This window comes from Crocosphaera watsonii WH 8501, from assembly GCF_000167195.1.
Lineage (GTDB): Bacteria > Cyanobacteriota > Cyanobacteriia > Cyanobacteriales > Microcystaceae > Crocosphaera > Crocosphaera watsonii.
In genome coordinates this window covers 301,577-326,282 of record NZ_AADV02000002.1, presented here as the reverse complement: position 1 = coordinate 326,282, position 24,706 = coordinate 301,577, and the positions used below count along the sequence as shown (strand labels likewise).

Here is a 24,706-nt window from a genome sequence, read left to right as displayed (position 1 = left end):
GAACAAGAAAAAACCCCCTAAACTTTCAGAGGGCTTTGATTGATTAATAACAGGAATTAGGAATTAATTAACCTAAAACAGCTTTTGCCTTAGCCAAAACATTATCAACACTAAAGCCGAATTTTTCCATACAGGTTCCACCAGGAGCAGAAGCACCAAAAGTGTCAATACTGACGCTGTAGCCTTCGGGTCCAACGTATTTTGACCAACCAAAGCTAACACCAGCTTCCACAGATAAACGCTTAGTTACAGCTTTGGGGAAAACAGACTCTTTATAAGCTTCGTCTTGCGCTTCAAATAACTCCCAAGAAGGCATAGAAACCACGCGAACTTTCTTCCCTTCGCCGGTTAATTTTTCAGCAGCAGCCACACATAGACTGACTTCTGAACCGGTTCCCATGAGGATAATATCAGGAGTTCCATCACAGTCAACAATAGTATAAGCACCCTTAGCCACTCCTTCCATAGAAGTTCCAGGGAGGTTAGGCACTTTCTGACGGGTAAAGGCTAATAAACTAGGTGCATGAGCTTTGGCCTTCTCAACCGCCACTTTATAGGCTCCAGAACACTCATTGCCATCAGCAGGACGAAAAACAGTTAAATCAGGAATAGCCCGTAAAGAAGCCAAAACCTCTACAGGTTGGTGAGTCGGACCATCTTCCCCTTGTCCAATGGAGTCGTGAGTCATAACCCAGATAGCTCCTACTTGAGACAAAGCCGATAAACGGATAGAAGCCCGCATATAATCGGTAAATATCAAGAAAGTAGCACCATAAGGAATTAAACCAGAATTATGTAAAGACATTCCGTTACAGATAGCACCCATACCATGCTCACGCACTCCAAAGTGGACGTTACGGTTAGCATAGGCTCCTTTTTGGAAGTCCCCAGAAACTTTTAATTCCGTTAAGTTAGAGTGGGTTAAATCCGCCGAACCACCGATTAACTCAGGTACAACAGGAGCTAAGATGTTGAGGATAGCAGCGGAATGTTTCCGAGTAGGTTGTCCGTCATCATCGGGGGTGAAGGTAGGTAAGTCCTTATCCCAACCATCGGGAAGTTGACCACTTAAATAACGTTCAAACTCAGCAGCTTCGGTGGGATATTTAGCCTTGTAAGCTGCAAAAGCTTGGTTCCATTCAGCTTCGTAACTAGCACCCTGTTCAGCCTTATTCATTGCCTTAAGCACATCTTGGGGGATATCGAAGGGTTCATAGTCCCATCCCAAGTTTTTACGGGTTAAAGCCACTTCATCTGCACCCAAAGCAGCACCGTGAACACCGGCGGTGTCTTGTTTGTTGGGAGAACCCATAACCGATGGTGGTGGTAACTTTGATCATGGTAGGCTTATCGGTGACTTTTTTCGCCTCTTCGATGGCCTTAGCAATAGCATCTAAATCGGTGTTACCATTTGGCACATGGATAGTGTGCCAACCGTAAGCTTCAAAGCGTTTGGACACATCTTCGGTAAACGCCACATCTGTAGAACCATCGATAGAGATGTGGTTATCGTCATAAAGAGCGATCAGTTTACCTAAACCCCAGTGTCCAGCAATAGAACAAGCTTCACCGGCCACACCTTCCATGTTGCAACCATCCCCTAAAATAACATAGGTGTAGTGATCAACGATGGTAGCATCTGGTTTGTTAAAGGTAGCTGCTAAATGGGCTTCTGCTAGGGCTAAACCTACTCCATTAGCGATCCCTTGTCCCAAAGGACCGGTGGTAACTTCTACCCCTTCGGTTTCAAAGTTTTCTGGGTGTCCAGGGGTTTTTGATCCCCATTGACGGAACTGTTTAATGTCTTCGATGGTGACACTATCGTAACCGGTCAAATAGAGTAAGGCGTACTGTAACATACAGCCATGACCCGCAGATAAGATGAAGCGATCGCGGTTAAACCATTTGGGGTTTTTGGGGTTAAACCGCATAAACTTATCCCAGAGGACATAAGCCATCGGAGCCGCACCCATAGGCAGTCCGGGGTGTCCTGATTTAGCTTTTTCTACAGCGTCAACCGCTAAAAAACGAATAGAATTAATGCACAGTTCTTGAAGTGACTGGGTGGCAGCAACCATAATTTTTCTTGCAATAAACTACGATAAGACAACAATCAGTGTGGAGTGGGCAACTCCTGGTCTGTAATTTGCCCCAAGGTTTGTCTTTATCATCCCACTCTTGGGTAACGATGGGAAGATGGACTGTAATAATTTTCTGATAACTTAATATATAGTTCATAAAAATATAGTCAAATATGACATATCCTTATTTTGCAGGTATTACCCTGACTGGGTGAACTACAACACCCTCTATCCCATAGCTAAAGGCATTTGGGACTGCTTTTCTCATGATATTCAACGAACCGTTAACATCGGCGTTGATTAATTTTCTTTTGCCAGTGCGATACAAACCTCTATTTACTCTTTTCCCAGAAAAAGTTACTTGATTTTTTTTACCTTTCTGATACACAGGAATAGGATCATTATCCAGAAACGAAGCTTTCGATGTATAAGATTCTTCAGTAATAATTACCTTAATACCCACCATTTCTGCTTTATAAGATAACATTTCTATGAGCTTATTATAGGGAATAAATACAAAATTTTGATTGTTTCTTTTCCCTAAGTTAACTTTCTGTTTCCAGCCAGGATTATGACCAATAATCAGAGTTCCTATTTTCTGATTAATGAGAGTATTAATAATCAAACGAGATGCTTTTATGACTATATTTCTGTTGAATGTTTATGATACTACTTAGAGACACCTGAGTTGGATATAAGGAAATTTATAGGTGGGGACTTCTGCCAATAATTTTGTTAAAAAATAAGGAGAAACAGAGAACATTAACTTTTTCCTCTGTTTCCCCACAAATTAAACTTTTGCGCCACATTCAGGACAAAACTTGTTAGTTACAGGGTTATCCACACCACAGGAAGTACAACGGGTTAATTCCTTCATAAAAATTGTCGGTTTTAACTCAGGAAGTCCCAACATTTGGGCATTACTTTTCCCAGGAGCAACCATAGGATAACAATTTTCATCCTTTTTCACATGAACATCCATCAACACAGGACCGTCATGGGCTAACATTTCAGCGATCGCACCAGACAATTGAGAATGCTCTGTAACCGTTATACCCTTGATCCCGAAAGCTTTAGCCAACAGTTCAAAATCGGGCATTCCTGACTGCATATTAGACGAGGAGTAACGCTCACCGAAAAAGGCTTGTTGCCATTGACGCACCATTCCCTGCCAACCGTTATTAATAATCACGGTTTTCGCTGCGATCCCATACTGAGATAAAGTAGCCAACTCTTGCAGATTCATCTGAAAACTAGCATCACCACTAATACAGATTACCTCTTCTTCTGGTAAAGCAACTTTAGCCCCCATGGCTGCCGGCATTCCATAACCCATGGTTCCTAACCCTGCGCTAGAAATCCAACGACGGGGCCCGTTATTTAAGAATTGGGCGGCCCACATTTGATGTTGTCCCACATCCGTTGTGTAGTAAGCGTGAGGTGCTTGTTGAGCAATTTCCGCGATTACTTCTTGGGGGGATATGGTACCGTCATAATGGGGGGCAACCAGGGGATATTGTTGGCGCCAACGGTTAATGCGATGTAACCAAGCTTCGGTTTTCTGAGGATCTAGGGGAACATCGATCTCTCGCGATCGCTGTAATAACTGTTCGAGTACCTGAGCTACATCTCCCACAATGGGAACATCAGGTCTTCGGTTTTTACCCACTTCCGCCGGATCGATATCGATATGGATCACTCGCGCACGGGAGGCAAACTCATCTAATTTTCCGGTTACGCGATCGTCAAATCTCGCTCCCACAGCGATCAACAGATCGCACTCACTCACCGCAAAGTTAGCGTAAGCGGTGCCGTGCATTCCCAACATTCCCACGGATAGGGGATGATGCTCATCAAAGGAGCCAAGTCCCATTAACGTCGTGGTTACGGGTATTTGAAAACGTTCGGCAAATTCTTGTATTTGTACGTGAGCATTGGCGGCGATCGCCCCACCTCCCACATAGAGTAAGGGACGTTGTGAAGTTTCGATTAAAGATAAGGCCCCATTAACTTGACGGGGGTTTCCTTTTACCGTGGGATGATACCCAGGTAATTTAACCTGTCCCGGTTCAACAGGGATATAGTCGCATTCTTCGAGTCCCACATCTTTCGGCACATCGATCAACACAGGGCCAGGCCGTCCGGTACTGGCGATATGGAAAGCTTCAGCCACGATCCCAGCCATATCTTGGGCGTAGCGTACCACGTAGGAATGTTTGACTATGGGTAGAGTAATGCCAAAAATATCCGTTTCTTGGAACGCATCGCTGCCAATGGCCGCTCTTCCCACCTGTCCGGTTACTACCACCATCGGGATAGAATCGAGATGTGCTGTAGCGATCCCTGTTACTAAATTTGTTGCCCCAGGCCCAGAGGTCCCGAAACATACTCCCACTTTACCAGTGGCCCGAGCATAACCGTCGGCCGCGTGGGACGCACCTTGTTCGTGACGTACTAAGAAATGTTGAAGCTCTCCCCTGGCTTCGGCTCGGTATAATTCGTCATAAATGGGGAGAATGGCTCCCCCGGGATAGCCAAAAATGTGTTTAACGCCGTGACGAACTAGGCTATCTATGAGGGCGTAAGCCCCTGTACAGCGTTGGGGAGTTTCTGCTAAGAATGGAGTTATTTTTGCTATTGAAGAAACCACAGGGCAAACCGCCTCACTTAATTTCTGTCTATATGTTCTATTTTAGTCGCGATCGCACATCCTCCCCCATCCCCTTCAAGAAAAAACCCAAAAGGTATAAAGGGTGGATGTTTTATTAATGTTGTTGGGAAGGTAGTGCCAAATGCGAAATAAAGGCGATACTAACAAGTTTTTTGTGAGTATCGCCTTTATTTTACCAATAATTAATTTTTGCTCTTGTCACTAAATTCTCTAACTTATTACACTAACCTTACCACATACCAGGAACAGGTTCAGCAGGGGCAATTTCAACTGTATTTTCGGGCATAGGAGGTAAACTTACGTCAGGACGTTCCCAACTGATATTTGTCCGTACTACTTCGGGTACTTCCCGTAAATCTAAACGAGATACCCAATAGGGACGAGCATAAGTTTGCTGTGCGCGGTAGTAGGAACGCTTGTCTCCGATGATAACGAATTCACCATCAACCACTTTCATGATCACGTCGGAACCAGCCACCAAATTGGGCCATAAATGAGGCATTGCAGCGGTCACTTTCCAAACATCCCGTTCTCCGGTGGTGAAACCTAGGTCATGAGTTACTCTGACGTGAGCATCTTGGCTGATGCCAGCAGAAATGATTTGGATTTGTGCTACATCTCCGGTAACGCCACGAATACGACCGATGATATATTCATTAAATTTGAAGTCTAACCAGTCTTGACGATAAACGTCGATGGGATCTTCTAATTCGTGACCAGCTAATTGACTGATGAGAACTTCTTTTTGCGCGGGTTCTGCTTGAGCAGGAGACATTCCTAATAGGGATAAGCCAAGAGCTAACCCTGCTAACATATGTGAGTGTTTCATAAACACGATGACCTCACTCCAACCTAATTGGGTAAACTGTATTGAGTAAATTGTCTTTTGACACCTTTCAGGATAATTTAGTTCCCTAGGAAATGCTAGGAATTTTAACTATCCTTTTATTTTTTCTGGCCAGACCATTCTCAATCATCCAGGGTAATATCTCCTAGGTCCCTTTCTTCTTCTGCCATCGGTTGGGTTACTGTTTCCATCTCAGACTCAAGATTTTGTGCTTCTGGTTCGATGGTTTCAACAGTATCAAGAGCTTTTTCTTCCATTTCCATAGTTTCAGCAGATTCTTGAGTTTCTGTTTCTATTTCGATTATTTCAACAGATTCTTGAGGTTCTGTTTCGTTTTCGATGATTTCTTCTATTGTTTCAGAAGGTGTCTCTTCTTCACTGGGTAATGGCTCTAAAGTATAGACATAATTGGGATCAACAATAGAACGAGCCATGTCTAGGGAAAGTTCTCCTCGTAACAGTTGCGAGAGGGTATCCTCTCCTAATGGTTCATAGGTAATTACTCTAACCGTATCATTGAAGGTGTTACTAACTTCTTGTCCTTGTTCATCGATAAATTCTAACTGAACCCAATTTTCTCCAGGTTCAAACCCTTGTAAATAGATGGGTTGCCAGGTATCAATTAAGAAGTTTTCCCCGTTAATAGTGGCTTTGATGCGCCAATCTACAATATCATCATTGGGATCGCTTTGTGCCACAAGATGTAAGGGGGCATTGGTTAGATAAAAATCTAACATGATTGGTTCGGCTCCGTAACTGCCTTGAGGCTGACTATAGGTTAGTAGAGGAAGAGAGGCGGAGGGAGAGTTATCTTCTGTTTCTGTAAAAACACTAAATGTTGTTTCTGCGTAGGCCCCTTCGTTTTTAAAACTTTCGTGCCAGGGACGAGAGGCAAATACTCTGATAGTATGGGTTCCTGGGCTTAAATCTTCTAAAATAATGGGTTCATCAACGTTATAAACTGTCTGATAGGGTTTATTATCCACAAACAAATGTAAATTTGGTCCAAGTCCTAATTTTTCGTCTTTGAAGAGGGGATAATCTTTAACCTCTAGTTGTACAGGAACCGAGGTTTCTGAGAACATTTGCTGAGGTTTGGGACTAATAATAGCCACTTGAGGATGATATTGGGCTAAAATCTCTTTCAGTTCTTGGATAACCGTTGGTGGGGCAACTTCTGTTAATTTACTGGTGGTGACGGTAAGCTTAGAGGTTTCTTGATCCTGGGAAAATGCTTCTAGGCCATCGCTGCACCCGATCAAACCCCAACTGAGAAGGACAATTAATACTAAACTCGACAGAAACGTGATCAATGGCGATCGCTGATTTAACCCAAACACTATTGACTCTCCTATGATGGCAATATCTCTGACTATATCAGTTATCAGTTATCAGTTATCAGTTATCAGTTATTCAGTGGGGAGCTTTTCAACAACCATCTCTCAATAAATTTTCAGTTTCTTGAGCAGTTAAAGGACGATTAAATAGGTATCCTTGACCAAAATCACAATTTAGTTTTTGTAGATAGATTAGTTGTTCTTCAGTCTCGATTCCTTCTGCTACTACATTCATCCCTAAATTATGAGCTAAATGAATAATTGACTGAATAATCTCTAAATTTTCTTCCGGTTGACCTATACAATTAATGAAAGAACGATCAATTTTTAAGGTATCAACGGGAAAACGATGGAGATAACTCAAAGAAGAATAACCTGTCCCAAAATCATCGAGACAAATTTCTAAATTTCGTTGTTTTAACTGTTTTAATAACTTGATGGTTTCTTGGGAATGGTCAATTAGAGATGTTTCAGTAATCTCTAGTTTTAAATTGTTAGAGGTCAACCCTGTTCTTTCCATCACTTCGTCAATTTCTTGAAGAATATAAGCATTTTTAAACTGTTTACTGGACAAGTTAACAGCTATTTTTAAAATAGTTATTTGCTGAAACTTTTTTTTCCAGGTTTGGATTTGCTGACACACTTTTTCTAAGACAATTTTGCCGATGGGAATAATCAACCCCGTGTTTTCGGCAACAGGAATGAACTCCCCAGGGGAAATAAACCCTTTGTCGGGATGTTGCCAACGAATTAAGGCTTCAAAACCAACTAATTTTATCGGGTTTAAGTTCATAATTGGTTGATAATAAACTTCAAATTCTTGTTTCTCGATACCGTATCTTAAATCCGTTTCTAAGGTTAATAAATTTAAAGCTTGGGTGTGCATTTCTTGATTGAAAATCTCATATTTTCCTCTCCCTTTTTGTTTCGCTTTTCCCATAGCAATATCAGCATCGCGCAGAATTTCTAGGGCAGAGTTATAACTGCTCTCACTAAATGTTAAGCCAATGCTAGAACTGATGAAGACTTGTCGTCCTTGGATAAAAAAGGAAGTAGTCAAGGCTTCTTTTATATTTTGGGCTAGTTTAAGGGCTTCGTTCACATCACGGATAGGATCGAGAAGAATGGCAAATTCGTCCCCTCCTACTCGGGCTACGGTATCGGCTTGACTTACTAAACTTTCTAAGATACGACTAACTTCAACTAATAAGAGATCCCCCACCTGATGACCGTCGCTATCATTAATCATTTTAAAGCGATCGAGATCAATAACGAAAACTGCAAAAAGATAATCTTCTTCTTCGTGAAATCTTTTTAGGGCGAGATCAATCCGTTCCAAAAATACGGAACGATTAACTAAATGGGTTAAAGTGTCTTGACGGGCATGAAAAGACAGTTTTTCCTGAATTTGTTTCAAGTCAGCAGTACGTTCTTTAACTCTTTTTTCTAGTTCTTTGTTCAGTTTTTGCAGTTGATTATGGGCGTGTTTTAGGCTGATATGAATTGATACCCTAGCGAGAACTTCCTCAAACTGGAAGGGTTTGATAATATAGTCGACCCCTCCTGCTTCAAAGGCTTTTACCTTGTTTTCTACATCTTGTAAGGCACTAAGAAAAATGATAGGTATCTCGGCGGTTTCGGGGAACTGTTTGAGTTTTTGACAAACTTGATAACCATCAATGTCGGGCATTTTGACATCTAAGAGGATGATATCGGGGGGCATGGTTTTAGCCGTGATTAGTGCCATATTCCCACTGGTAACAGCCCTTACTTTATGACCAGCCTTGGTTAAAATGGTGGATAGAATCCGCAGATTAGCTGGTTTATCATCAACAATTAGAATATTGGCTATAAACTGAGAGCCATGAACATTAATCATGAATAAAGCTCATTTTCCTATTACACTTTTACAATAGTCAAACTTAATTTTGAAACTGTTTATTACTTTGATTCAATTATATGATTTCTTAGGCAAATGTTCACCCGAAACCGCTTTTAGAAACTTAGGTAGTGATCTTATGCAATGTGTCCTTACGTCAGAGATAATACTAAATTATCATAGATTACTGCCTACAGTTAAAAGCCCCTCAAAGGTTATTATAGGATCATGACGAGTTGTAGGATGAAAGATGGGTGAAGCCAAACGCCGTAAAAACGCTTTAGGAGAACAGTACGGTCAAGAGGAACGTATTTTGCCTTGGGTTCCTATTTCAAAGGTTCAAGCTGATGATTTCTATCAATGGACTACACGAGGGGCCTGGTTTGGTATTGGGATTATGGTCGCTCTCTGGGTAACAGTTCGTTTTATTGGCCCCACTTTTGGCTGGTGGAATCTTCAATAAGGTGACATACCCACGTATTTCGCTACGCTTCATACGGGGCTTCCTCTTTCAACGGGACCAGCCTCCACAAAACAAGTTTTGTTTTGGTCTTACGTTCCCTCCGCAGGTTTTACTCACAAAAGTGGTACTAACTGTCGTACAGTTTTCACTGTACAGAGGCAGACTCCCTGTGTCCCAAGGAGTATAAATTGTTCTTCGACAAATCACTGTTTTGACTTACGCTATTGCTGCCGACTTTTTGATTCTTCAGTAATTTCTTTTCCCGATCTGACAATGTTTCTGCGCCGAAAGTATTGCTACTTTGCTTTGATGTTAGGCTGTCTGTCAATCCAAAGTTCGGGTGGGTCGCACGAAGGGGTCGAAGTGGTAGTCACCTACCACAACTCCCATTCCGAACCGTACATGAAACTTTCACTTCATACGGCTCTCGGCAATTAACCCCATTGTCACGGGTACTGTTAATAGTAAATGGGCCAGATAATTCATAGGGATTTTTTATGATGATTGTCATGGAAACGAATTCCCAAAAAGACATCATAGAGGAAACTCCAGAGATTTTTTCCTTGCAATAAACCCAAAGATTGATCACATCCTTTAGCATCTAATAAAGGTCTAGTAGCATGATAAGCTGGTTTATACTTATACCAAGGAATAGAGGGCCAGAGATGATGAATTAAATGATAGTTTTGTCCAAAAATTAAGATATTGAGAATAGCGCTGGGATAAACCCTCGCATTTTTCCAGCGATCGCGTTCTTTAAAAGGTCGATGGGGTAAATAATCAAAGAATAATCCTAAAGCAACTCCCACCACTAAAGCAGGAACAAACCAGAAATTCATGACAAAACCGATAAATTCGTAATGAATACCCAAAAAAACCACAGTAAATAGGAATAAACGACTCAAAAACCATTCTAAGAGTTCGTACTTTTTCCACAAGCGACGCTTAAAAAAGAAAATTTCGTGATAAAAAAAGCGCGCTGCTATCATCCATAAGGGTCCACCAGTGGAAACGAAATGATCGGGATCATTATCGGGATCGTTGACGTGAGCATGATGTTGTAAATGCACCCGTGTAAATACTGGGAAGGCAAAGCCTAACATCAAAGCACTTCCATGGCCTAAAATAGCATTAATAATTCGGTTGCTATGAGCAGAATTATGAGAAGCATCATGGATCACTGTACCTGACATATGTAGGGCAAGAACACTACAGAAAAAACAGATCCAGTCAGGCCACTGCCATAACCAATAACCACTGATTGAACAACCAATGAGGGATAAAGCGGTAAAAAACATTACCACGTTCGGATTTAACCCTCCTGGGGGTTTAAGATACTCTCTGGGTACTCTTGGCAGCGTCTGTGCCGACTGCATGGCTGTTTCTTGCTCCTTAATAAATATTATTTTTAGTCTTTGACCAGTCTACACGATAACCGACTATTTAGTAAAGATTTGTAACATTATCTCATCTTATGTAAAAATGGAAGTTAGATTACGAAGACTCAAGGTTAAAGTTTAGTTTACCGCGCCCGTAGCCCCGCGCTGTACGAAGTCAGCGTCGGGATGAAAGGCGGGTCACGGACATCTCACGATGGCGAAGACGCTTCGCCATCGTGAGATGTCCTCCACTTGAGTGGTTCGATGCCACGAAAATTGACAAACAAGCCAGCCAAAAGTAAGATGGAATAAGTCTAATCGACACCTGGAAACAGGCTAAAAACTTAAAGGGCGAACCCCATCGCTCTAGCCAGTGGAGATAAGCGTCCCTAGATTGCCCCAGACAATCAACAATGCTCGGAAACTGGAAACGGGTAGAAAAGTCTTTCTGGATAAAAACTCGATACATTGCAGCCGATGGATAGTCGGTGGTGCTGACTGTGGAGGTATCTGGACTGGGATATGTGAATGGCAACATTTGTGTATCTAGAAAAGACCGATGAAACAGTAACGCCCTGTCGTGAGGTAGGGAAGCCCGCGCTGTACCTACTGGATCAGCGTCGGGAGGAGTGTCACTTTAGAGGTTGGTCTATGAAACGGAATAGGTTGATGATAGTCTCTCCAAACTTCTTGATTAAGCTTTAAGGAGGGAGATTATTCATATGGGTCAAGTGTGGCGATATATTAAGACTGTAATGGGGATTATATTCCGTCATCCTATTACGGGTGCTACGATTATTCCGGTGCTTCCTGATGGGAGTATTGTTTTGATTCAAAGAAAGGATACAGGACAATGGGGACTACCAGGGGGTATTGTTGACTGGGGAGAAGATGTCATTACCACAGCTAAACGAGAATTAAAGGAAGAAACAGGATTAGAATTATTAAATATTCGGCGGTTAGTCGGGGTTTATTCGTCTATGGATCGTGACCCCAGAATTCACTCAATTTCTATTTTGATGGAAGCGGAAGTTAAAGGGGAGTTTTCTATAAAAGATCCTTTAGAAGTAATGGGAGTTAAAGCATTTTTGCCCGATGATTTACCATTAGGAAACCTTTGTCACGATCACGATCGCCAGTTAAATGATTATTTACAGGGGTTAACCGTGTTAGCGTGAAAAGTTGATGAAATAGGGAGGGTGGGGAGTGGGAAGTGTACTTCGACTTCGCTCAGTAACAGGGAAGGGTGGGAAGACTAGAAGCAATATTAATATTCTGCTCCCCCATCTCCCCAGTCTCCCCCAGTCTCCGGTGTCCCCCAGTCTCCCCCAGTCTCCCTTATCCCTATGTCAACAAATAATTTTCCTGGGACCAGTATTAACGCATAGTAACGAACTCTTCTGCTGAGGTGGGATGAATACCAACGGTTGCATCAAAATCCGATTTTTTGGCTCCCATTTTCACAGCGATCGCCACTCCTTGAATTATTTCTGCTGCATAGTCACCTACCATGTGGGCCCCTAATACTTTTTCGCTCTCTTGGTGAACGATCAATTTCATCAGGGTTTTTTCTTCTTTTCCTGGTAAAACGTAGTACATGGGACGGAACTTACTACGATAGACTTTAATTGCGTCTTCTCCGTACTGTTGTTTGGCCTCTTCTTCCGTTAACCCGACGGTAGCTGCTTCCGGGGTACTAAACACAGCAGAGGGAACGTTTTCGTAGCTCATGACACGGGATTTTCCGCCAAAATGGGTATCAGCAAAAGCCCGCCCTTCATTGATGGCCACGGGGGTTAAATTAATGCGATCGGTACAGTCTCCCACTGCATAGATATTGTCTTGAGCGGTGCAACCATATTGATCAACAGCGATCGCCCCATTGTTAACTTCAACCGCAGTATTTTCTATGCCTAAATTATCTAAACTAGGTTTACGTCCCGTGGCTGCTAAACCAATGGTATCGACTAAAACCATCTCATTATTTTGATCACCTTGAACGGCAATTTTTAACCCTTGGGATGTTTTTTCGATGGCGGTAATGGTACAATTTTTAAGGATTTTTATACCATGATTTTCCATAGATTCTTGAATGGTGCTACGGATATCTTCATCAAAACCCCTGAGAATTTTATCCCGACGAATAACTTGAATTACATCTGATCCTAAGCCTCGCATTATACAGGCAAATTCTACCCCAATATAACCACCGCCCCAGATTACCATCCGTTTTGGTTGTTCAGCTAAGGTAAACATTTGGTCAGAAATAATGGTATTTTCGATCCCTGGTATGTCTGGCCTGACGGGATGTCCTCCCACTGCAATTAAGATTTTATCTGCGGTAATTTTACTATTTCCTACTTCGATGGTATGGGGGTCAAGTAGTTTAGCATAGTCCCGATAAAGTTTTACTTTGGAGTTATCTAACATCCGCAGATAAATACCATTAAGACGTTGGGTTTCTTCGTTAACTGCGGTGATCATTTTTGACCAATCTAAGGTACTTTTAACCGGACTCCAACCGTACCCTTGAGACTCTTGAAACTGTGCGGAAAAATGGGAAGTATACACCATCAATTTTTTTGGAACACATCCTACATTAACGCAGGTTCCGCCTAAGCGATTATATTCGGCTAAACCGACTTTTGCGCCGTATTCTGCAGCACGTCTAGCGGTGGCAATACCCCCTGAACCCCCACCAATGACAAACAGATCGAAATCATAACTCATGATAATACAAATCTCCTAGTTTTTGCTTCTTTTTTTTACAGCACTAGCCATGATGGTGTTTGATGTTAATGACATTCCTCGTTACCTCGGAATGAGAATTAAGCAGACAAAAAATATCCTCACTAATTTTTGTCCTGCTATGGTTGTGCTTTGTATCTTCTATTTTTATATTTTATCGCTTCTTGGCATTCTTGTTAGTGCCATTGATAGAGATTCTATTTTTTTGTTTTTTATTTTGATATTTATCAATGATGATTAATATTACTTAAATTAAAGCGTTTAATCTTTCCACAGCTTGATCATATTCTTCTTCATTACGAATTATTAGAATAGGGGCAATGGTCTGCCAATGGGTGTTAATATCTGAGAGAAGAATTGTAATGTATGATATAATCTTATCGAAATACATTATGCTTTATTTATGAGTGATTTAGGAATTCGTGAGCAAGTTCAGTCCTATATTAATCAACTATCAGAAGAAAAACTGTTAGTTGCTGCTGATTTTTTGTCTTATTTAGTAGAAAGAGAAGATAATGAAGCAACGGAAGAATTATTAAATATTGTTGGTTTTGAAAATGATTTAAGAGAAGCAGAAGAACAAGCAGCAACAGGAGATTTAGTGTCATTTAAGGCTATTCGTCGCAATGTATGATTTAATCTTAACTCGTAAAGCACAGCGATTTTATGAACAAGCTGATCAGTCTTTAGCGTCTCGATTAAATCGTTGTTTTGATCAACTTTCTCAAAATCCTTATCAACATCCTAATATTAAACCACTTAAAGGAAAGTTATCTGGACGTTTTCGTTATCGACTCGGTAATTGGCGCATAATTTATACTATTGATGATTCTCAAGGTATTATTACTATTCTCTTAATAGCATCTCGTGGTCAAGTTTATCAGTAAGAGTTATATTAGGTTTTCTTTTTAAACATTAACCAATCCTACTTTTATCGAAGGTTCAGGAATTTTATCACCTCTTTCTGCTAAAACTTCTAAATACAGTTTTATCGCTTCTTTAACATTTTCTTGTACTTCTTTCAAGGTATCACCAATACTAACACATCCTGGTAAATCGGGAACAATTGCCCCCCAATTAGTTTCACCTTTTTCGTAAATCACTGCGTACTGTTTCATTTTTTGTTAATTATTAGGAGGTCAAAGATTATGTATCTTCTTATCCATTTGTTTACCCCACAAGATCCCTCAACAATAATCTTCTTAAGACGGTGCGTTACATTTCATTAACGCACCCTACAAGATCAGCGATCGCACTAACTACTTTTAGCTTTTAAAACTTTATGTACATCGGTTCTGGTGACTCGATCGCCTAATTTGGGTTGTTCGATATCAATCATTAAAACTTCTGCTGCTTCTCGAACAGCCTCAATTGGCTTTAATACTCTACGTGCAATATATTTAGCCGCTAAATCTTCAATTTGAGCAATTCTCTGTAATTGAGTTACATGAACAGAGTCTTTAGGAGTTCTATATTCAGCAACATCTAAATCTCTATTAATTTCTTTTTTATATTTTCCAAAAATAACTTGATAAATTTCTCCTAAAGTTCGAGTATAAATTGCTCTTTGTCCACCTCTTAATCTATGCTCTTTGATGTAATCATCAATTGTTGTTTTATCAGAGTCTTGAATCCAGTCACCAATAGCTTCACGCAAGGTTTTATTGAGAATAATAGACGCATAACGATATTCAAACTTCTGAATATATTCATCTTCGTCTCTAATTATCCCGAAAGCATAATCAGCACGTCGTTCTAATGTTTCTTGCATTGAAGCGACTAACAAGGCCGCTGCTTGTTTTTTTCCACCTATTAAAGCAGCGTATAGCACAATGGACATGAAATCTCTCGTTGATATTAAGTGAGTTTCAATAAATCCTCGTCCAGCAACCTCAATAATATCGTTCTCAAAACCGTATTCTTTCAATCGAACCAGTGCATTACTCTCAGCACGTAATGTGTCTCTTAACCAAGAATCACCATAACCTACCGCTCTACTAGCTTGACGCATTGACCACCGATATTCTCCTTCATCAGTCACCAGATAAACTGAGACAGGAATACCACCAATGGTAATTTGTTTACTTTTAGCTGTTGTCATAAGAGTTTGTCTCCATTTTTAATTCAACACTATGGGATCAACCCCACGGTTTGGAAATTTATGCAAAGAGAGATTATTATATGAGAGAAATAATTTTTTATCGTACAGAAACAGGATCAACTCCCGTAGTTGATTTTTTAGATTCTCTATCTGGAAAACAAGCGCAAAAAGTGCTTTGGGTGTTACGATTAATTCAGGAATTAGATATGATACCGAGTCAATATCTAAAAAAATTAGTAAATACTGATGATATATGGGAGGTAAGGATTCAAGTTGGTAACAATATATTTCGGCTACTTGGCTTTTTTGTTGAAAATAATGTATTCATCTTAACTAATGGATTTACTAAAAAGACTCAAAAAACCCCTTTACAAGAAATCAATTTAGCACAACAGAGAAAACGAGATTATCTAAACAGGAGATTAAATAATGAGTGATCTTGAGAAGTATATTACGGAAAGAAAACAAAAGGATTGTGACTTTTCCGACAATTTTGAATCTGGTTATCTTAGTTTTAAATTAGGGTTTATATTAGCACAAACTAGAGAGAAATCTGGTATAACAATAGAAGAAATAGCACAACAACTAAACTGCGATCAGGCAACAGTTTTTGAAATAGAAAATAATATACAATCGGTAGATATTGTTACTCTTGAAAAGTATATTAAAGCTTTAGGTAAAGAACTGATCTTAGAAATAAGATGAAAAAAGTAAGGTGGGCAGTGCATCGGCCTACGAGTTAATTATTTAGCAGGGGTTAAGGTCTTTTCCTCAACCATAACTGGATAGGTAAGAGATAAAGGATCATTAAAAACGGTGGCTGCTTCTGTGAAAGAAATATTATGTTTTTGGATATTCCTAATAGCCTTGTCTGGGTTCCATTCAAATTCCATAATTATTAATTATATCCATTTGTTTACCCCACAAGATCCCTCAACAACAATCTTCTTAAGACGGTGCGTTACATTTCATTAACGCACCCTACAATATCGGCGATCGCATTAGCGTAACAAGTGATGATATAATTTAAAATGAAGATTTTCATCTAAATAGTGGATTAGAAAATATACGTGAATCAATAGAAGCTAAAAATTTTGATGGAGTCTCCGATAGAGATATTCTTAATAATATATCTACTTGTGCTGGTTTCGGAATTTTAAAAGAGGATTTGGATAAATTAAGAACTCTTGATTCAAAAGATTTAAAATTAGCAATAAATAAATGTCAAGAAAGTTATAAGTTAGCAGTAGATTTTTTAACGAATGAATTACCATTAAGTTCTAAAGCATACCTACCCTATAATTTACAACTTACTTTGTTGGTTATATTTTTCGATGTTTGCCCAAAACCAACTATTGAACAGCGAGATTCCTTAAAACGATGGTTTTGGATAACTAGCTTAACAAGTTATTTTGGTAGTTCAAATTATACTCTCATGAGGCAAAGTGTTAATAATATGAAAAAATATGCAGAAACTGGTTATCTTGAATATATTACTATTAATAAAACTGTTAATTACCATAATTTTCTTAACAGTCAGTTCTCATTTAAAAGTGCAGCAAGTAAGACATTCGCGTTAATTTTAGCATCTAAGAAACCAAGAAGTTTACTTGATGGAAATCCAATAAATACAATAGAAACTTTAGCCATTATTAATAAAAACGAATATCATCATATATTTCCAAAGAATTTTTTGAGCCAAATAGGTGTAATAAAAAGAAAGGCTAACCTACACACGAACGTTTGTATGACCAGCTTATCTAATAACAGAAGTATTTCAGATAAAGCTCCATCACTATACTTTCAGCAGATTCAACAACTTTTAGGAGACAAAACATACGATATTTTGGAAACTAATTTTATTAATAGAGAAGCTTTTGAAATGGGATTAAATAATGAATATGAAAAATTCATTATTATTAGACAAAATTTGATTAGTGACTATATCAAGACATTAGTAGAACAATAAATTAATTATAAAAAAAATCAACTTAAACATTAACTAATCCTACTTTTGTCGAAGGTTCAGGTATTTTTTCACCTCTTTCTGCTAAAACTTCTAAATAAAGTGCGATCGCTTCTTTAACATTTTCTTGTACTTCTTCTAAACTATCACCGATACTAACACATCCTGGTAAATCGGGAACAATTGCCCCCCAATTGGTTTCACCTTTTTCATAAATCACTGCATACTGTTTCATTTTTCATCTCCTAATTTTGCCTGTTTCCAAATAGCTGATAAAGTTCCAATAGGAATATCATTACTTAATTTTCCTGGAACGACAACAATGCCCGATTTGTCAGGATGGGCTAAAATTCGATGACTACCTCGCATTCTTACTTGATACCATCCATCTGCTTTGAGTCGTTTTAATACCTCTTTAACTTTCATTACAGTATTTGATTGAAGTAAAAAGTAAGGTGGGCAATGCCCACCCTACGAGTTAATTATTTAGCAGGGGTTAAGGTCTTTTCCTCAATCATAACTGGGTTAGGGTTCGTTTCAGGGCTGTTTGCCTCGGATGGGGGAACTACTTGCCAGAATTTGCTCACATATTCTCCCCAGTTATTGAGGATATGTTCTGCTTTTTTACTGCCAGTGCGTTCAAAATGAGCCTCAATTAATTCTTTTAATTGTGCCTCCCCTGCTTCGGTACATATATGTTGAATATCAACATTTTCGGGGTTAACTTTTTCGGGGAAACTGTAATCTTCATCCAAGAAATAACCGATCCCTCCGGTCATTCCTGCACCCACATTACGGCCAACGGAACCGAGGACAACGATAACACCACCGGTCATGTATTCACAACAGTGATCCCCTGCTCCTTCAATAACCGCTTTACCCATAGAGTTACGCACCCCAAACCGTTCACCAGCGCGGCCATTGGCGTATAAAACACCGCCAGTTGACCCGTAAAGGCAGGTATTACCGACGATAACGTTATCTGCTGCCTCAAATATAGAATTTTTGGGGGGAACGATAACTACCTCCCCTCCGTGCATTCCTTTGCATACATAGTCGTTTGCTTCCCCTTCTAGGTGCATGATCATCCCAGGAAGGTTAAAAGCAGCAAAGCTTTGACCAGCAGCACCGGTAAAGTTAAAGGTTAACTCCCCAGAAAAGCCGGTATTGCCGTATTTCTTGGCTAATACCCCAGAAATACGCGCCCCAACTGTGCGATCGGTGTTGACAATTTTCACATTTTTTGCTATGGTTCCGTGAGTGTTGATGGCGGAACTAATAGCTGCATCGGCCAATAACTGATCATCCAATACGGGACCGTTGCTGTGAACATCTTGGTGGTTTAACCAACTGCGATCGCTTTTCACATCGGGAAGGTTCAAGAGACAGTCTAGGTTAAGGGACTGAGTCTTAGTTAAATTGACCTCTGAGCGCATTTTCAGGAGATCAGTACGGCCTACAACCTCATCTAAAGAACGATAACCTAATTTTGCTAAAATTGAGCGGACTTCTTCGGCAATAAAATAGAAGAAGTTAACTACATTTTCAGGAATACCGGTAAACCGTTCACGCAACCTTTCCATCTGAGTCGCTACCCCAACGGGACATTGGTTGGTGTGACATATACGGGCCATAATACAACCTTCGGCGATCATAGCAATGGAACCGAAACCGTATTGTTCCGCACCCATCAAAGCAGCCATGATCACGTCCCAACCTGTTTTTAAGCCACCGTCAGCCCGTAAAATAACCCGATCGCGTAATTTATTTTCCATCAACATCCGATGCACTTCTGTTACCCCTAGTTCCCAAGGACAACCTGCGTGTTTAATAGAACTCAAGGGGGATGCACCTGTACCACCGTCGTGACCAGATATTTGGATAATGTCTGCGTTAGCTTTGGCCACACCTGCAGCGATGGTTCCGATGCCGATCTCGGCTACTAATTTAACCGATACCTTAGCACTAGGGTTAATTTGGTGCAAGTCAAAGATTAACTGGGCTAAGTCTTCGATAGAGTAGATATCGTGGTGAGGAGGGGGAGAAATGAGGGTAACACCTGCTTTAGAACGGCGTAACATGGCGATATAGGGACTAACTTTTTTGCCGGGTAACTGTCCCCCTTCTCCTGGTTTTGCCCCTTGGGCCATTTTGATCTCTAACTGTTTACCATTCATCAGATATTCTGGTGTTACCCCAAACCGTCCCGAGGCGATCTGTTTAATGGCAGAACTAACGCTATCACCGTTTCTGAGACCGTTAAGATGGGGAAATGTGGGAGAATGTCCCTCTGAGTCCACATCTGAGAGAACATTAAAACGGGTGGGATCTTCTCCTCCTTCTCCTGAGTTAGACTTACCTCCTAGACGGTTCATGGCGATCGCTAAAGTCTCGTGTGCTTCTCTGGATAATGCACCCAAGGACATACCACCGGTACAGAAGCGTTTAACGATGTCTTCTACTGGTTCGACTTCTTCCAAAGCAATAGAAGGGCGATCGGGGTTAAAGTCTAAGAGATCCCTCAAGGCCGTCACAGGACGTTCTTCGAGGTATTTTTTATAGTGTTCGTAATGATCATAAGCCTCTTTATTAGCCCCATTTTGCCCAATTTTATAAGCTTTAACCGCCTTATGGAGATGTTTTGACATTTTTGGGGTGTTCATGTGGTATTCTCCCTTAGAACGGGAGTTAATGAAACCGTAGTTTGTCAGTCTCTTATCTGTTAAGTTGGGGAAGGCTTTACTATGAACTGTAATAACTTCTTGAGCAAGTTCGGCGATATTTAAACCACCCACACGACTGGTTGTCCCTTTAAAGGCCGTATCTACCAACTCCATCCCCAGGCCGATCGCTTCAAATATTTGGGCCCCATGATAGGAAGCTAACAGGGATATTCCCATTTTCGAGAGAATTTTTAGTAACCCTGCTTCTACTGCATGACGATAGTTGTCTAACGCTTTTGGGATGCTGATATCTTCTAGTTTATTTGATTGACGGATGGTTTCTAGGGTGAGGTAAGGACATACAGCAGAGGCCCCGTAACCTACTAAACAGGCAAAATGATGGGTACTCCAACATTGGGCCGTATCTACCACTAAAGATGTTTCTAAGCGTAACCCTTGTTTAATTAAATGATGGTGTACGGTTCCCACTGCTAATAGGGGAGGAATATAACTGCTGGTTTCGTTGATATTTCCCTCTAGGGTCGAACGGCCGTTCGCCCCTACGCGATCGCTTAAGATCAGTATTTTGGCACCTTTTTCTACTGCTTCGGTTGCTTGTTGGCAGAGTTTTTCTAAAGCAACTTTTAAACCGTCTGGGCCTGAGGTGATATCAAACAGTGTAGATAACTCAGTGGTATTAAAGTCAGCATTTTTGATCCGTTGTAGTTCCGTTTCGTTGAGAACAGGACTATCTATTTTGATCAGTTTAGCATCTTCTGCTTGGGGATCTAGTAAGTTACCTTTTGACCCCAATAACATCTCCAAAGACATGACTAAACTTTCCCGTAGAGGATCAATAGGAGGGTTAGTAACTTGAGCAAACCGTTGTTTAAAGTAGTCGTAGAGTAGATGAGGTTTATCTGATAAGACAGCTAAGGGAATATCATCCCCCATACAGAAAGTTGGTTCTTTTCCTTGGATGGCCATGGGAACCACGATCATGTCTAAATCTTCTGCTGTGTAACCAAAAGCTGTTTGTTGTTGTAGGAGTTGTTTTGCGTCGTTTAAGAGAAGGGTATGAGAAAAGGTTTCATGGGTTAGTTGTTGACGATGGGTTTGCAACCATTCCCCGTAAGGATGTTTTTTAGCGATACGTTGTTTAATCTGCCAATTTTTTAACACTTCTTGGCTGGTTAAGTCAACTGCAATGGTTTGTCCTGGCCCCAGTTTACCCTTTTCTATAATATCTGCTGCTGGAAGGTCTACCACTCCTGCTTCTGATCCCACTACCACATAATCATCTTTGGTAATACAATACCGTGCCGGCCGTAACCCATTACGATCCAAACAAGCACCCACCATTTTACCATCGCTAAATGCCAGTAAAGCTGGACCGTCCCAAGGTTCTTGGAACCCGCTATAATAGTCATAAAAATCGGTAATTTCGGGGTAATCTCTAAGATTAAGCTGATTTTTGTAGGCTTCCGGCACTAGGATCATGGCCGCTTCTAAGGGACTGCAACCGGTTCTTACTAATAATTCTAAGGCACTATCTAAGTTATAGGAGTCACTGTTAGCTGTGTTAACAATGGGGGTTAATGCTGTAAGTTCCTCTGGTTTCCACCCTGGTGCGTTTAACTTAACCTCTCTGGTGGCCATGGAGTTAATATTACCGATGAGGGTATTAATTTCTCCATTATGACCCAATAAACGCATGGGTTGAGCCAGGGGCCATTTAGGCATAGTATTGGTACTAAACCGCCGATGATAGACAGCAAAGCGACTAATATAGTTAGGATCGCTTAAATCTTGATAAAATTCTCCTAATACTTCGCTGCGTACCATACCTTTATAAACAATGGTACGACAACTGAAGGAGCAAATATAAAAATTATCTGCTAACCGTTTACCGATCTGCGATCGCACAATATATAATACCCGATCCAACTCATCCCCGGATAAACCATCGGGAGAAGTTACCATTATTTGTTCGATACGGGGTTGATTTTCTTTTGCTTGAACTCCCAAAATATCAGGGTTAACAGGAACTTCACGCCATCCTAAAACCGTTAAGTTTGCATCCTTAACCACGCTTTCAACGTGCGATCGATCTTCTTCTCTGTTACTGCTATCTTGAGGCAAGAATACCATCCCCACCCCTAACTGTTCCACGGGAGGCATAGTTAAGCCTTTTTCAGAAAACCAGGGGGATAATAATTCACGGGGGATAGCTGTCATCACACCCGAGCCATCTCCTGAGTCATTATCGGCACTACAACCGCCCCGATGTTCCATACAGCTTAACGCAGTTAGGGTTTGTTGGATCAGTTTATGACTCCCTTTCCCTTTTACATCTGCTATAAATCCTACTCCACAAGCGTCTCTTTCTTCAACGAGGGAGGGTATTCCCATGTAGGTTACGTTGGGTTGGTTAGGGGTATTTTGGTTCATATTCATTATGGTGCGCTCATCCATACGAGTCAAAGTTTAAGGGTAACGAGGTTGCTCAAGCGAGTTAGTTATCATGCAACTAAACCGCAGCTTAAGTAATGGTCAAGGAAGGATCGATCGGTCAATGGTTCTTGGTTTAACCTGTGTCTTTAGAAGGACAAGTGTTGAACTGTTGCTTGGATCAACGGGCTTCTACTTCACATATTATCTAACCCAAAGGGTTTTGATCTATAGATGTTTGTTAAGACAAGTTATACTACGGATTCTTGATTTTAACGGATTTTTTGGTGTGTTCTTATATTTGTCCTAATTTTTTTAAGATTTGTTTAATGTTTAAGACTGGAAGAGAGAATAAGATTAACATAATTCCAGATAAGGTAGTGTTTAGATTAGTTCTCAATTATCAATTATGTCAACCAAGAAAAAATCCGCCTTAACTTTACAACTTGATTCTGAAGCAGTACGAGTTTTTGAAAGTATTTCTGATACTGATAAAGACAACCTAGAAATATTAGTTAGTTGTTTATTTAAAGATTATCAAAAATCTAGTATTGAAAGTTTCAGAAAAATAATAGATGCCATTAATGCGTAGTGCTATATGGGAATCTTCTCATTAACTCTTCAAAAGTATAAGGACAAACATCAGGTAATTTGACATTATAAAGTCTTAAAACCTTACGTTTTGCTCGTTCATATTCAGTTTCAAGATTAATTTTATTTAAAAGTGTTTTCGTTAATCTTCTTTCAATTTCATCTTGAAAGTCATCTATTTCATTAATCCAGTGATTTCTAGATAACTTTTTATTTGTATAATTTAACTTTAATCTATGGATAATAATTTGTTTCAAAAGGCTATGAATAGCATTATTTTGTTCTTTCCCCAGACTATTTATCTCCTCTTTTAGATTATACCAATCAAGTGCTTTTTCGTTATGTTCACTTAGTGCTTTTACTTGTTCTTCTATCCATAAAATATAATCTGTTTCATAAAGATTAGTTTTTTGGGGTGCTTCAATGGACTTCATAATATTAACTCCTAATCAGATATTTAGGTTATGCTTTCATTTTAATCAAGTGTGCAATTTTTAAACTGTCCACTATGCTCTAGATAATGATTATAGGTCAATGTACAATTATGCCCTAAGTTGCTGTATTTAAGGTTAAAGTTATTTCTAGAAGTAAATATTAAGATAATCATTAAGATAATAGTAGGGTGGGTTACGTGATTATAATCTAGATTATAACAAGAATATATAAATCCATCGTAACCCAAAATTTTAGATAGGTTAATATATTGGCTTTAACAGTGTTAAACCACTACAATGTCAGTCAATGACAAAATATATCTATCCACACAGTATTTATTGTTACATTACCTTAAGAATCTATCATGAATGAACTACCTGATTTTACTAGTGCAGCTTGGCAAAAATAATCAACCAGTCACTTATGATCTTTAAAGCCCTTAAATTTCCAAACGAACGGCTTAGCAAAATGTTGATTAAAGTAATCAATAAAATTGAGAATTTTTTGGGATAGTTCTTCAGTTGAACGGACAGTAATTCTTTTGAGTAAACGCCTGACTAAGATCGAAAACCAACACTCAATTTGATTAAGCCACGATGTATGTTTGGGAACATAAACAAAGCGAATTCGATGAGATTCATCTGATAAAAAATCTGCTCTGCTGTCCATAGATTGCAAAATCCCCTCCTTTCCTTTTCTCCCCAAATCAATAGTAATTCCACAGCTTTCTGCTACTAATTTGACTAAGCTTTCCGATTTATGAGTGTTGAGTTGATCTACAATAAAAATCCATTCTGCTTTTTCATCAATCTTAATCGTTCTCTGGATATGTTCAGAAAAATCTTGTTCTGTTCTTGTCGGTCCAATAGAGGGACTAACAACTTTTCCTCTTGCCACATCCCAGTTCGCAATCAAGCTTAAAGTTCCGTGTCTTTCATATTCAAATTCGATTTTTTCTACTTGTTTAGGCTTGATTCTTTTGTTCGGAAATAATCTCTCAAGAGCTTGAATCCCTGTCATTTCATCTGTACTAATTAAATGAATTCCTTGTTCTAACAAAGTTTTAGCTTCTTGATGAAGTTCACAGATATATT

24 protein-coding genes and 1 pseudogene are annotated in these 24,706 nt (G+C 39.8%); 8 read left to right on the top strand and 17 right to left on the bottom strand.

Annotated features, from left to right (window positions below; genetic code table 11):
* Positions 1–67: 67 nt before the first annotated feature.
* The 6 genes and pseudogenes from tkt to CWATDRAFT_RS05100 form a co-directional block, all read right to left on the bottom strand.
* Positions 68–2,078, bottom strand: a pseudogene (gene tkt, locus CWATDRAFT_RS05125) (transketolase).
* A gap of 187 nt (positions 2,079–2,265) precedes the next feature.
* Complete coding sequence (locus CWATDRAFT_RS05120) at positions 2,266–2,721, bottom strand: IS200/IS605 family accessory protein TnpB-related protein (RefSeq protein WP_081450916.1); 456 nt, start codon at positions 2,719–2,721, stop codon at positions 2,266–2,268.
* A gap of 150 nt (positions 2,722–2,871) precedes the next feature.
* Positions 2,872–4,731, bottom strand: a complete 1,860-nt coding sequence (ilvB, locus tag CWATDRAFT_RS05115; RefSeq protein WP_007303997.1) for a biosynthetic-type acetolactate synthase large subunit — start codon at positions 4,729–4,731, stop codon at positions 2,872–2,874.
* A 250-nt stretch (positions 4,732–4,981) separates the two neighbouring features.
* A complete protein-coding gene (locus CWATDRAFT_RS05110) occupies positions 4,982–5,581 on the bottom strand; it encodes a hypothetical protein (RefSeq protein WP_007303996.1) in 600 nt (199 codons plus the stop codon).
* Between the two features lie 140 nt (positions 5,582–5,721).
* Complete coding sequence (locus tag CWATDRAFT_RS05105; RefSeq protein ID WP_232287012.1) at positions 5,722–6,861, bottom strand: hypothetical protein; 1,140 nt, start codon at positions 6,859–6,861, stop codon at positions 5,722–5,724.
* 166 nt (positions 6,862–7,027) lie between these two features.
* Positions 7,028–8,815, bottom strand: coding sequence for a two-component system response regulator (locus CWATDRAFT_RS05100; protein WP_007303994.1), 1,788 nt, complete (start codon positions 8,813–8,815; stop codon positions 7,028–7,030).
* A 250-nt stretch (positions 8,816–9,065) separates the two neighbouring features.
* Here CWATDRAFT_RS05100 and CWATDRAFT_RS05095 point away from each other — a divergent pair, with 250 nt between their 5' ends.
* Positions 9,066–9,278 (top strand): DUF2839 domain-containing protein, encoded by a 213-nt coding sequence (locus CWATDRAFT_RS05095; RefSeq protein ID WP_007303993.1) that lies wholly within the window; start codon positions 9,066–9,068, stop codon positions 9,276–9,278.
* A 482-nt stretch (positions 9,279–9,760) separates the two neighbouring features.
* Here the strand turns inward: CWATDRAFT_RS05095 and crtR are convergent, their stop codons facing one another.
* Positions 9,761–10,654, bottom strand: coding sequence for a beta-carotene hydroxylase (crtR, locus tag CWATDRAFT_RS05090; protein ID WP_007303992.1), 894 nt, complete (start codon positions 10,652–10,654; stop codon positions 9,761–9,763).
* 725 nt (positions 10,655–11,379) lie between these two features.
* On the opposite strand from crtR, the gene CWATDRAFT_RS05085 reads away from it, so the two are divergent.
* Positions 11,380–11,835, top strand: coding sequence for an NUDIX hydrolase (locus CWATDRAFT_RS05085; protein ID WP_007303991.1), 456 nt, complete (start codon positions 11,380–11,382; stop codon positions 11,833–11,835).
* Between the two features lie 199 nt (positions 11,836–12,034).
* On the opposite strand, the gene gorA is transcribed toward CWATDRAFT_RS05085, so the two are convergent.
* Positions 12,035–13,387, bottom strand: coding sequence for a glutathione-disulfide reductase (gene gorA / locus CWATDRAFT_RS05080; RefSeq protein WP_007303990.1), 1,353 nt, complete (start codon positions 13,385–13,387; stop codon positions 12,035–12,037).
* A 265-nt stretch (positions 13,388–13,652) separates the two neighbouring features.
* Positions 13,653–13,796 carry a hypothetical protein gene (locus CWATDRAFT_RS37015; protein WP_007309462.1) on the bottom strand — a complete coding sequence of 48 codons (144 nt, stop codon included), beginning with the start codon at positions 13,794–13,796 and terminating at the stop codon, positions 13,653–13,655.
* Positions 13,797–13,808: 12 nt separating this feature from the next.
* Between CWATDRAFT_RS37015 and CWATDRAFT_RS05070 the strand changes: the two genes are divergently transcribed.
* Entirely contained in the window at positions 13,809–14,039 is a 231-nt protein-coding gene (locus CWATDRAFT_RS05070) for a hypothetical protein (RefSeq protein WP_007309461.1), read from the top strand.
* Positions 14,032–14,292: a type II toxin-antitoxin system RelE family toxin gene (locus CWATDRAFT_RS05065; protein ID WP_007303989.1), complete on the top strand. Its 261-nt coding sequence runs from the start codon at positions 14,032–14,034 to the stop codon at positions 14,290–14,292. Before CWATDRAFT_RS05070 ends, CWATDRAFT_RS05065 begins: the two co-directional genes overlap by 8 nt.
* 21 nt (positions 14,293–14,313) lie before the next feature.
* Here the strand turns inward: CWATDRAFT_RS05065 and CWATDRAFT_RS05060 are convergent, their stop codons facing one another.
* Complete coding sequence (locus CWATDRAFT_RS05060; protein ID WP_007303988.1) at positions 14,314–14,523, bottom strand: type II toxin-antitoxin system HicB family antitoxin; 210 nt, start codon at positions 14,521–14,523, stop codon at positions 14,314–14,316.
* Positions 14,524–14,660: 137 nt separating this feature from the next.
* Positions 14,661–15,506, bottom strand: coding sequence for a hypothetical protein (locus CWATDRAFT_RS05055; RefSeq protein WP_007303987.1), 846 nt, complete (start codon positions 15,504–15,506; stop codon positions 14,661–14,663).
* Positions 15,507–15,556: 50 nt separating this feature from the next.
* Here CWATDRAFT_RS05055 and CWATDRAFT_RS05050 point away from each other — a divergent pair, with 50 nt between their 5' ends.
* Positions 15,557–15,943, top strand: a complete 387-nt coding sequence (locus CWATDRAFT_RS05050; RefSeq protein ID WP_232287011.1) for a type II toxin-antitoxin system RelE/ParE family toxin — start codon at positions 15,557–15,559, stop codon at positions 15,941–15,943.
* A complete protein-coding gene (locus CWATDRAFT_RS05045; RefSeq protein WP_007303986.1) occupies positions 15,936–16,211 on the top strand; it encodes a helix-turn-helix domain-containing protein in 276 nt (91 codons plus the stop codon). The genes CWATDRAFT_RS05050 and CWATDRAFT_RS05045 overlap by 8 nt, the downstream gene beginning before the upstream one ends.
* 38 nt (positions 16,212–16,249) lie before the next feature.
* Here CWATDRAFT_RS05045 and CWATDRAFT_RS32935 read toward each other — a convergent pair whose 3' ends face one another.
* Positions 16,250–16,399, bottom strand: a complete 150-nt coding sequence (locus CWATDRAFT_RS32935; RefSeq protein ID WP_007309458.1) for a BrnT family toxin — start codon at positions 16,397–16,399, stop codon at positions 16,250–16,252.
* A gap of 275 nt (positions 16,400–16,674) precedes the next feature.
* On the opposite strand from CWATDRAFT_RS32935, the gene CWATDRAFT_RS05040 reads away from it, so the two are divergent.
* Positions 16,675–17,475: a hypothetical protein gene (locus CWATDRAFT_RS05040; protein WP_007303985.1), complete on the top strand. Its 801-nt coding sequence runs from the start codon at positions 16,675–16,677 to the stop codon at positions 17,473–17,475.
* A gap of 22 nt (positions 17,476–17,497) precedes the next feature.
* Here CWATDRAFT_RS05040 and CWATDRAFT_RS05035 read toward each other — a convergent pair whose 3' ends face one another.
* The 3 genes from CWATDRAFT_RS05035 to CWATDRAFT_RS05025 are packed head-to-tail and all read right to left on the bottom strand — an operon-like array spanning position 17,498 to position 22,592.
* Complete coding sequence (locus CWATDRAFT_RS05035) at positions 17,498–17,707, bottom strand: type II toxin-antitoxin system HicB family antitoxin (protein ID WP_007303984.1); 210 nt, start codon at positions 17,705–17,707, stop codon at positions 17,498–17,500.
* Entirely contained in the window at positions 17,704–17,898 is a 195-nt protein-coding gene (locus CWATDRAFT_RS05030; RefSeq protein ID WP_007303983.1) for a type II toxin-antitoxin system HicA family toxin, read from the bottom strand. Before CWATDRAFT_RS05030 ends, CWATDRAFT_RS05035 begins: the two co-directional genes overlap by 4 nt.
* A gap of 56 nt (positions 17,899–17,954) precedes the next feature.
* The gene (locus tag CWATDRAFT_RS05025) at positions 17,955–22,592 is read right to left on the bottom strand and encodes a glutamate synthase-related protein (RefSeq protein WP_042711192.1); all 4,638 of its coding nucleotides are present in this window, start codon (positions 22,590–22,592) and stop codon (positions 17,955–17,957) included.
* Between the two features lie 403 nt (positions 22,593–22,995).
* On the opposite strand from CWATDRAFT_RS05025, the gene CWATDRAFT_RS05020 reads away from it, so the two are divergent.
* Entirely contained in the window at positions 22,996–23,178 is a 183-nt protein-coding gene (locus CWATDRAFT_RS05020) for a hypothetical protein (protein ID WP_042711191.1), read from the top strand.
* Here CWATDRAFT_RS05020 and CWATDRAFT_RS05015 read toward each other — a convergent pair.
* The gene (locus tag CWATDRAFT_RS05015) at positions 23,168–23,611 is read right to left on the bottom strand and encodes a DUF29 domain-containing protein (protein WP_007303981.1); all 444 of its coding nucleotides are present in this window, start codon (positions 23,609–23,611) and stop codon (positions 23,168–23,170) included. The two genes, CWATDRAFT_RS05020 and CWATDRAFT_RS05015, sit on opposite strands and share 11 nt — an antisense overlap.
* A gap of 418 nt (positions 23,612–24,029) precedes the next feature.
* A complete protein-coding gene (locus tag CWATDRAFT_RS05010) occupies positions 24,030–24,671 on the bottom strand; it encodes a transposase (protein ID WP_007303980.1) in 642 nt (213 codons plus the stop codon).
* Positions 24,672–24,706: the final 35 nt, after the last annotated feature.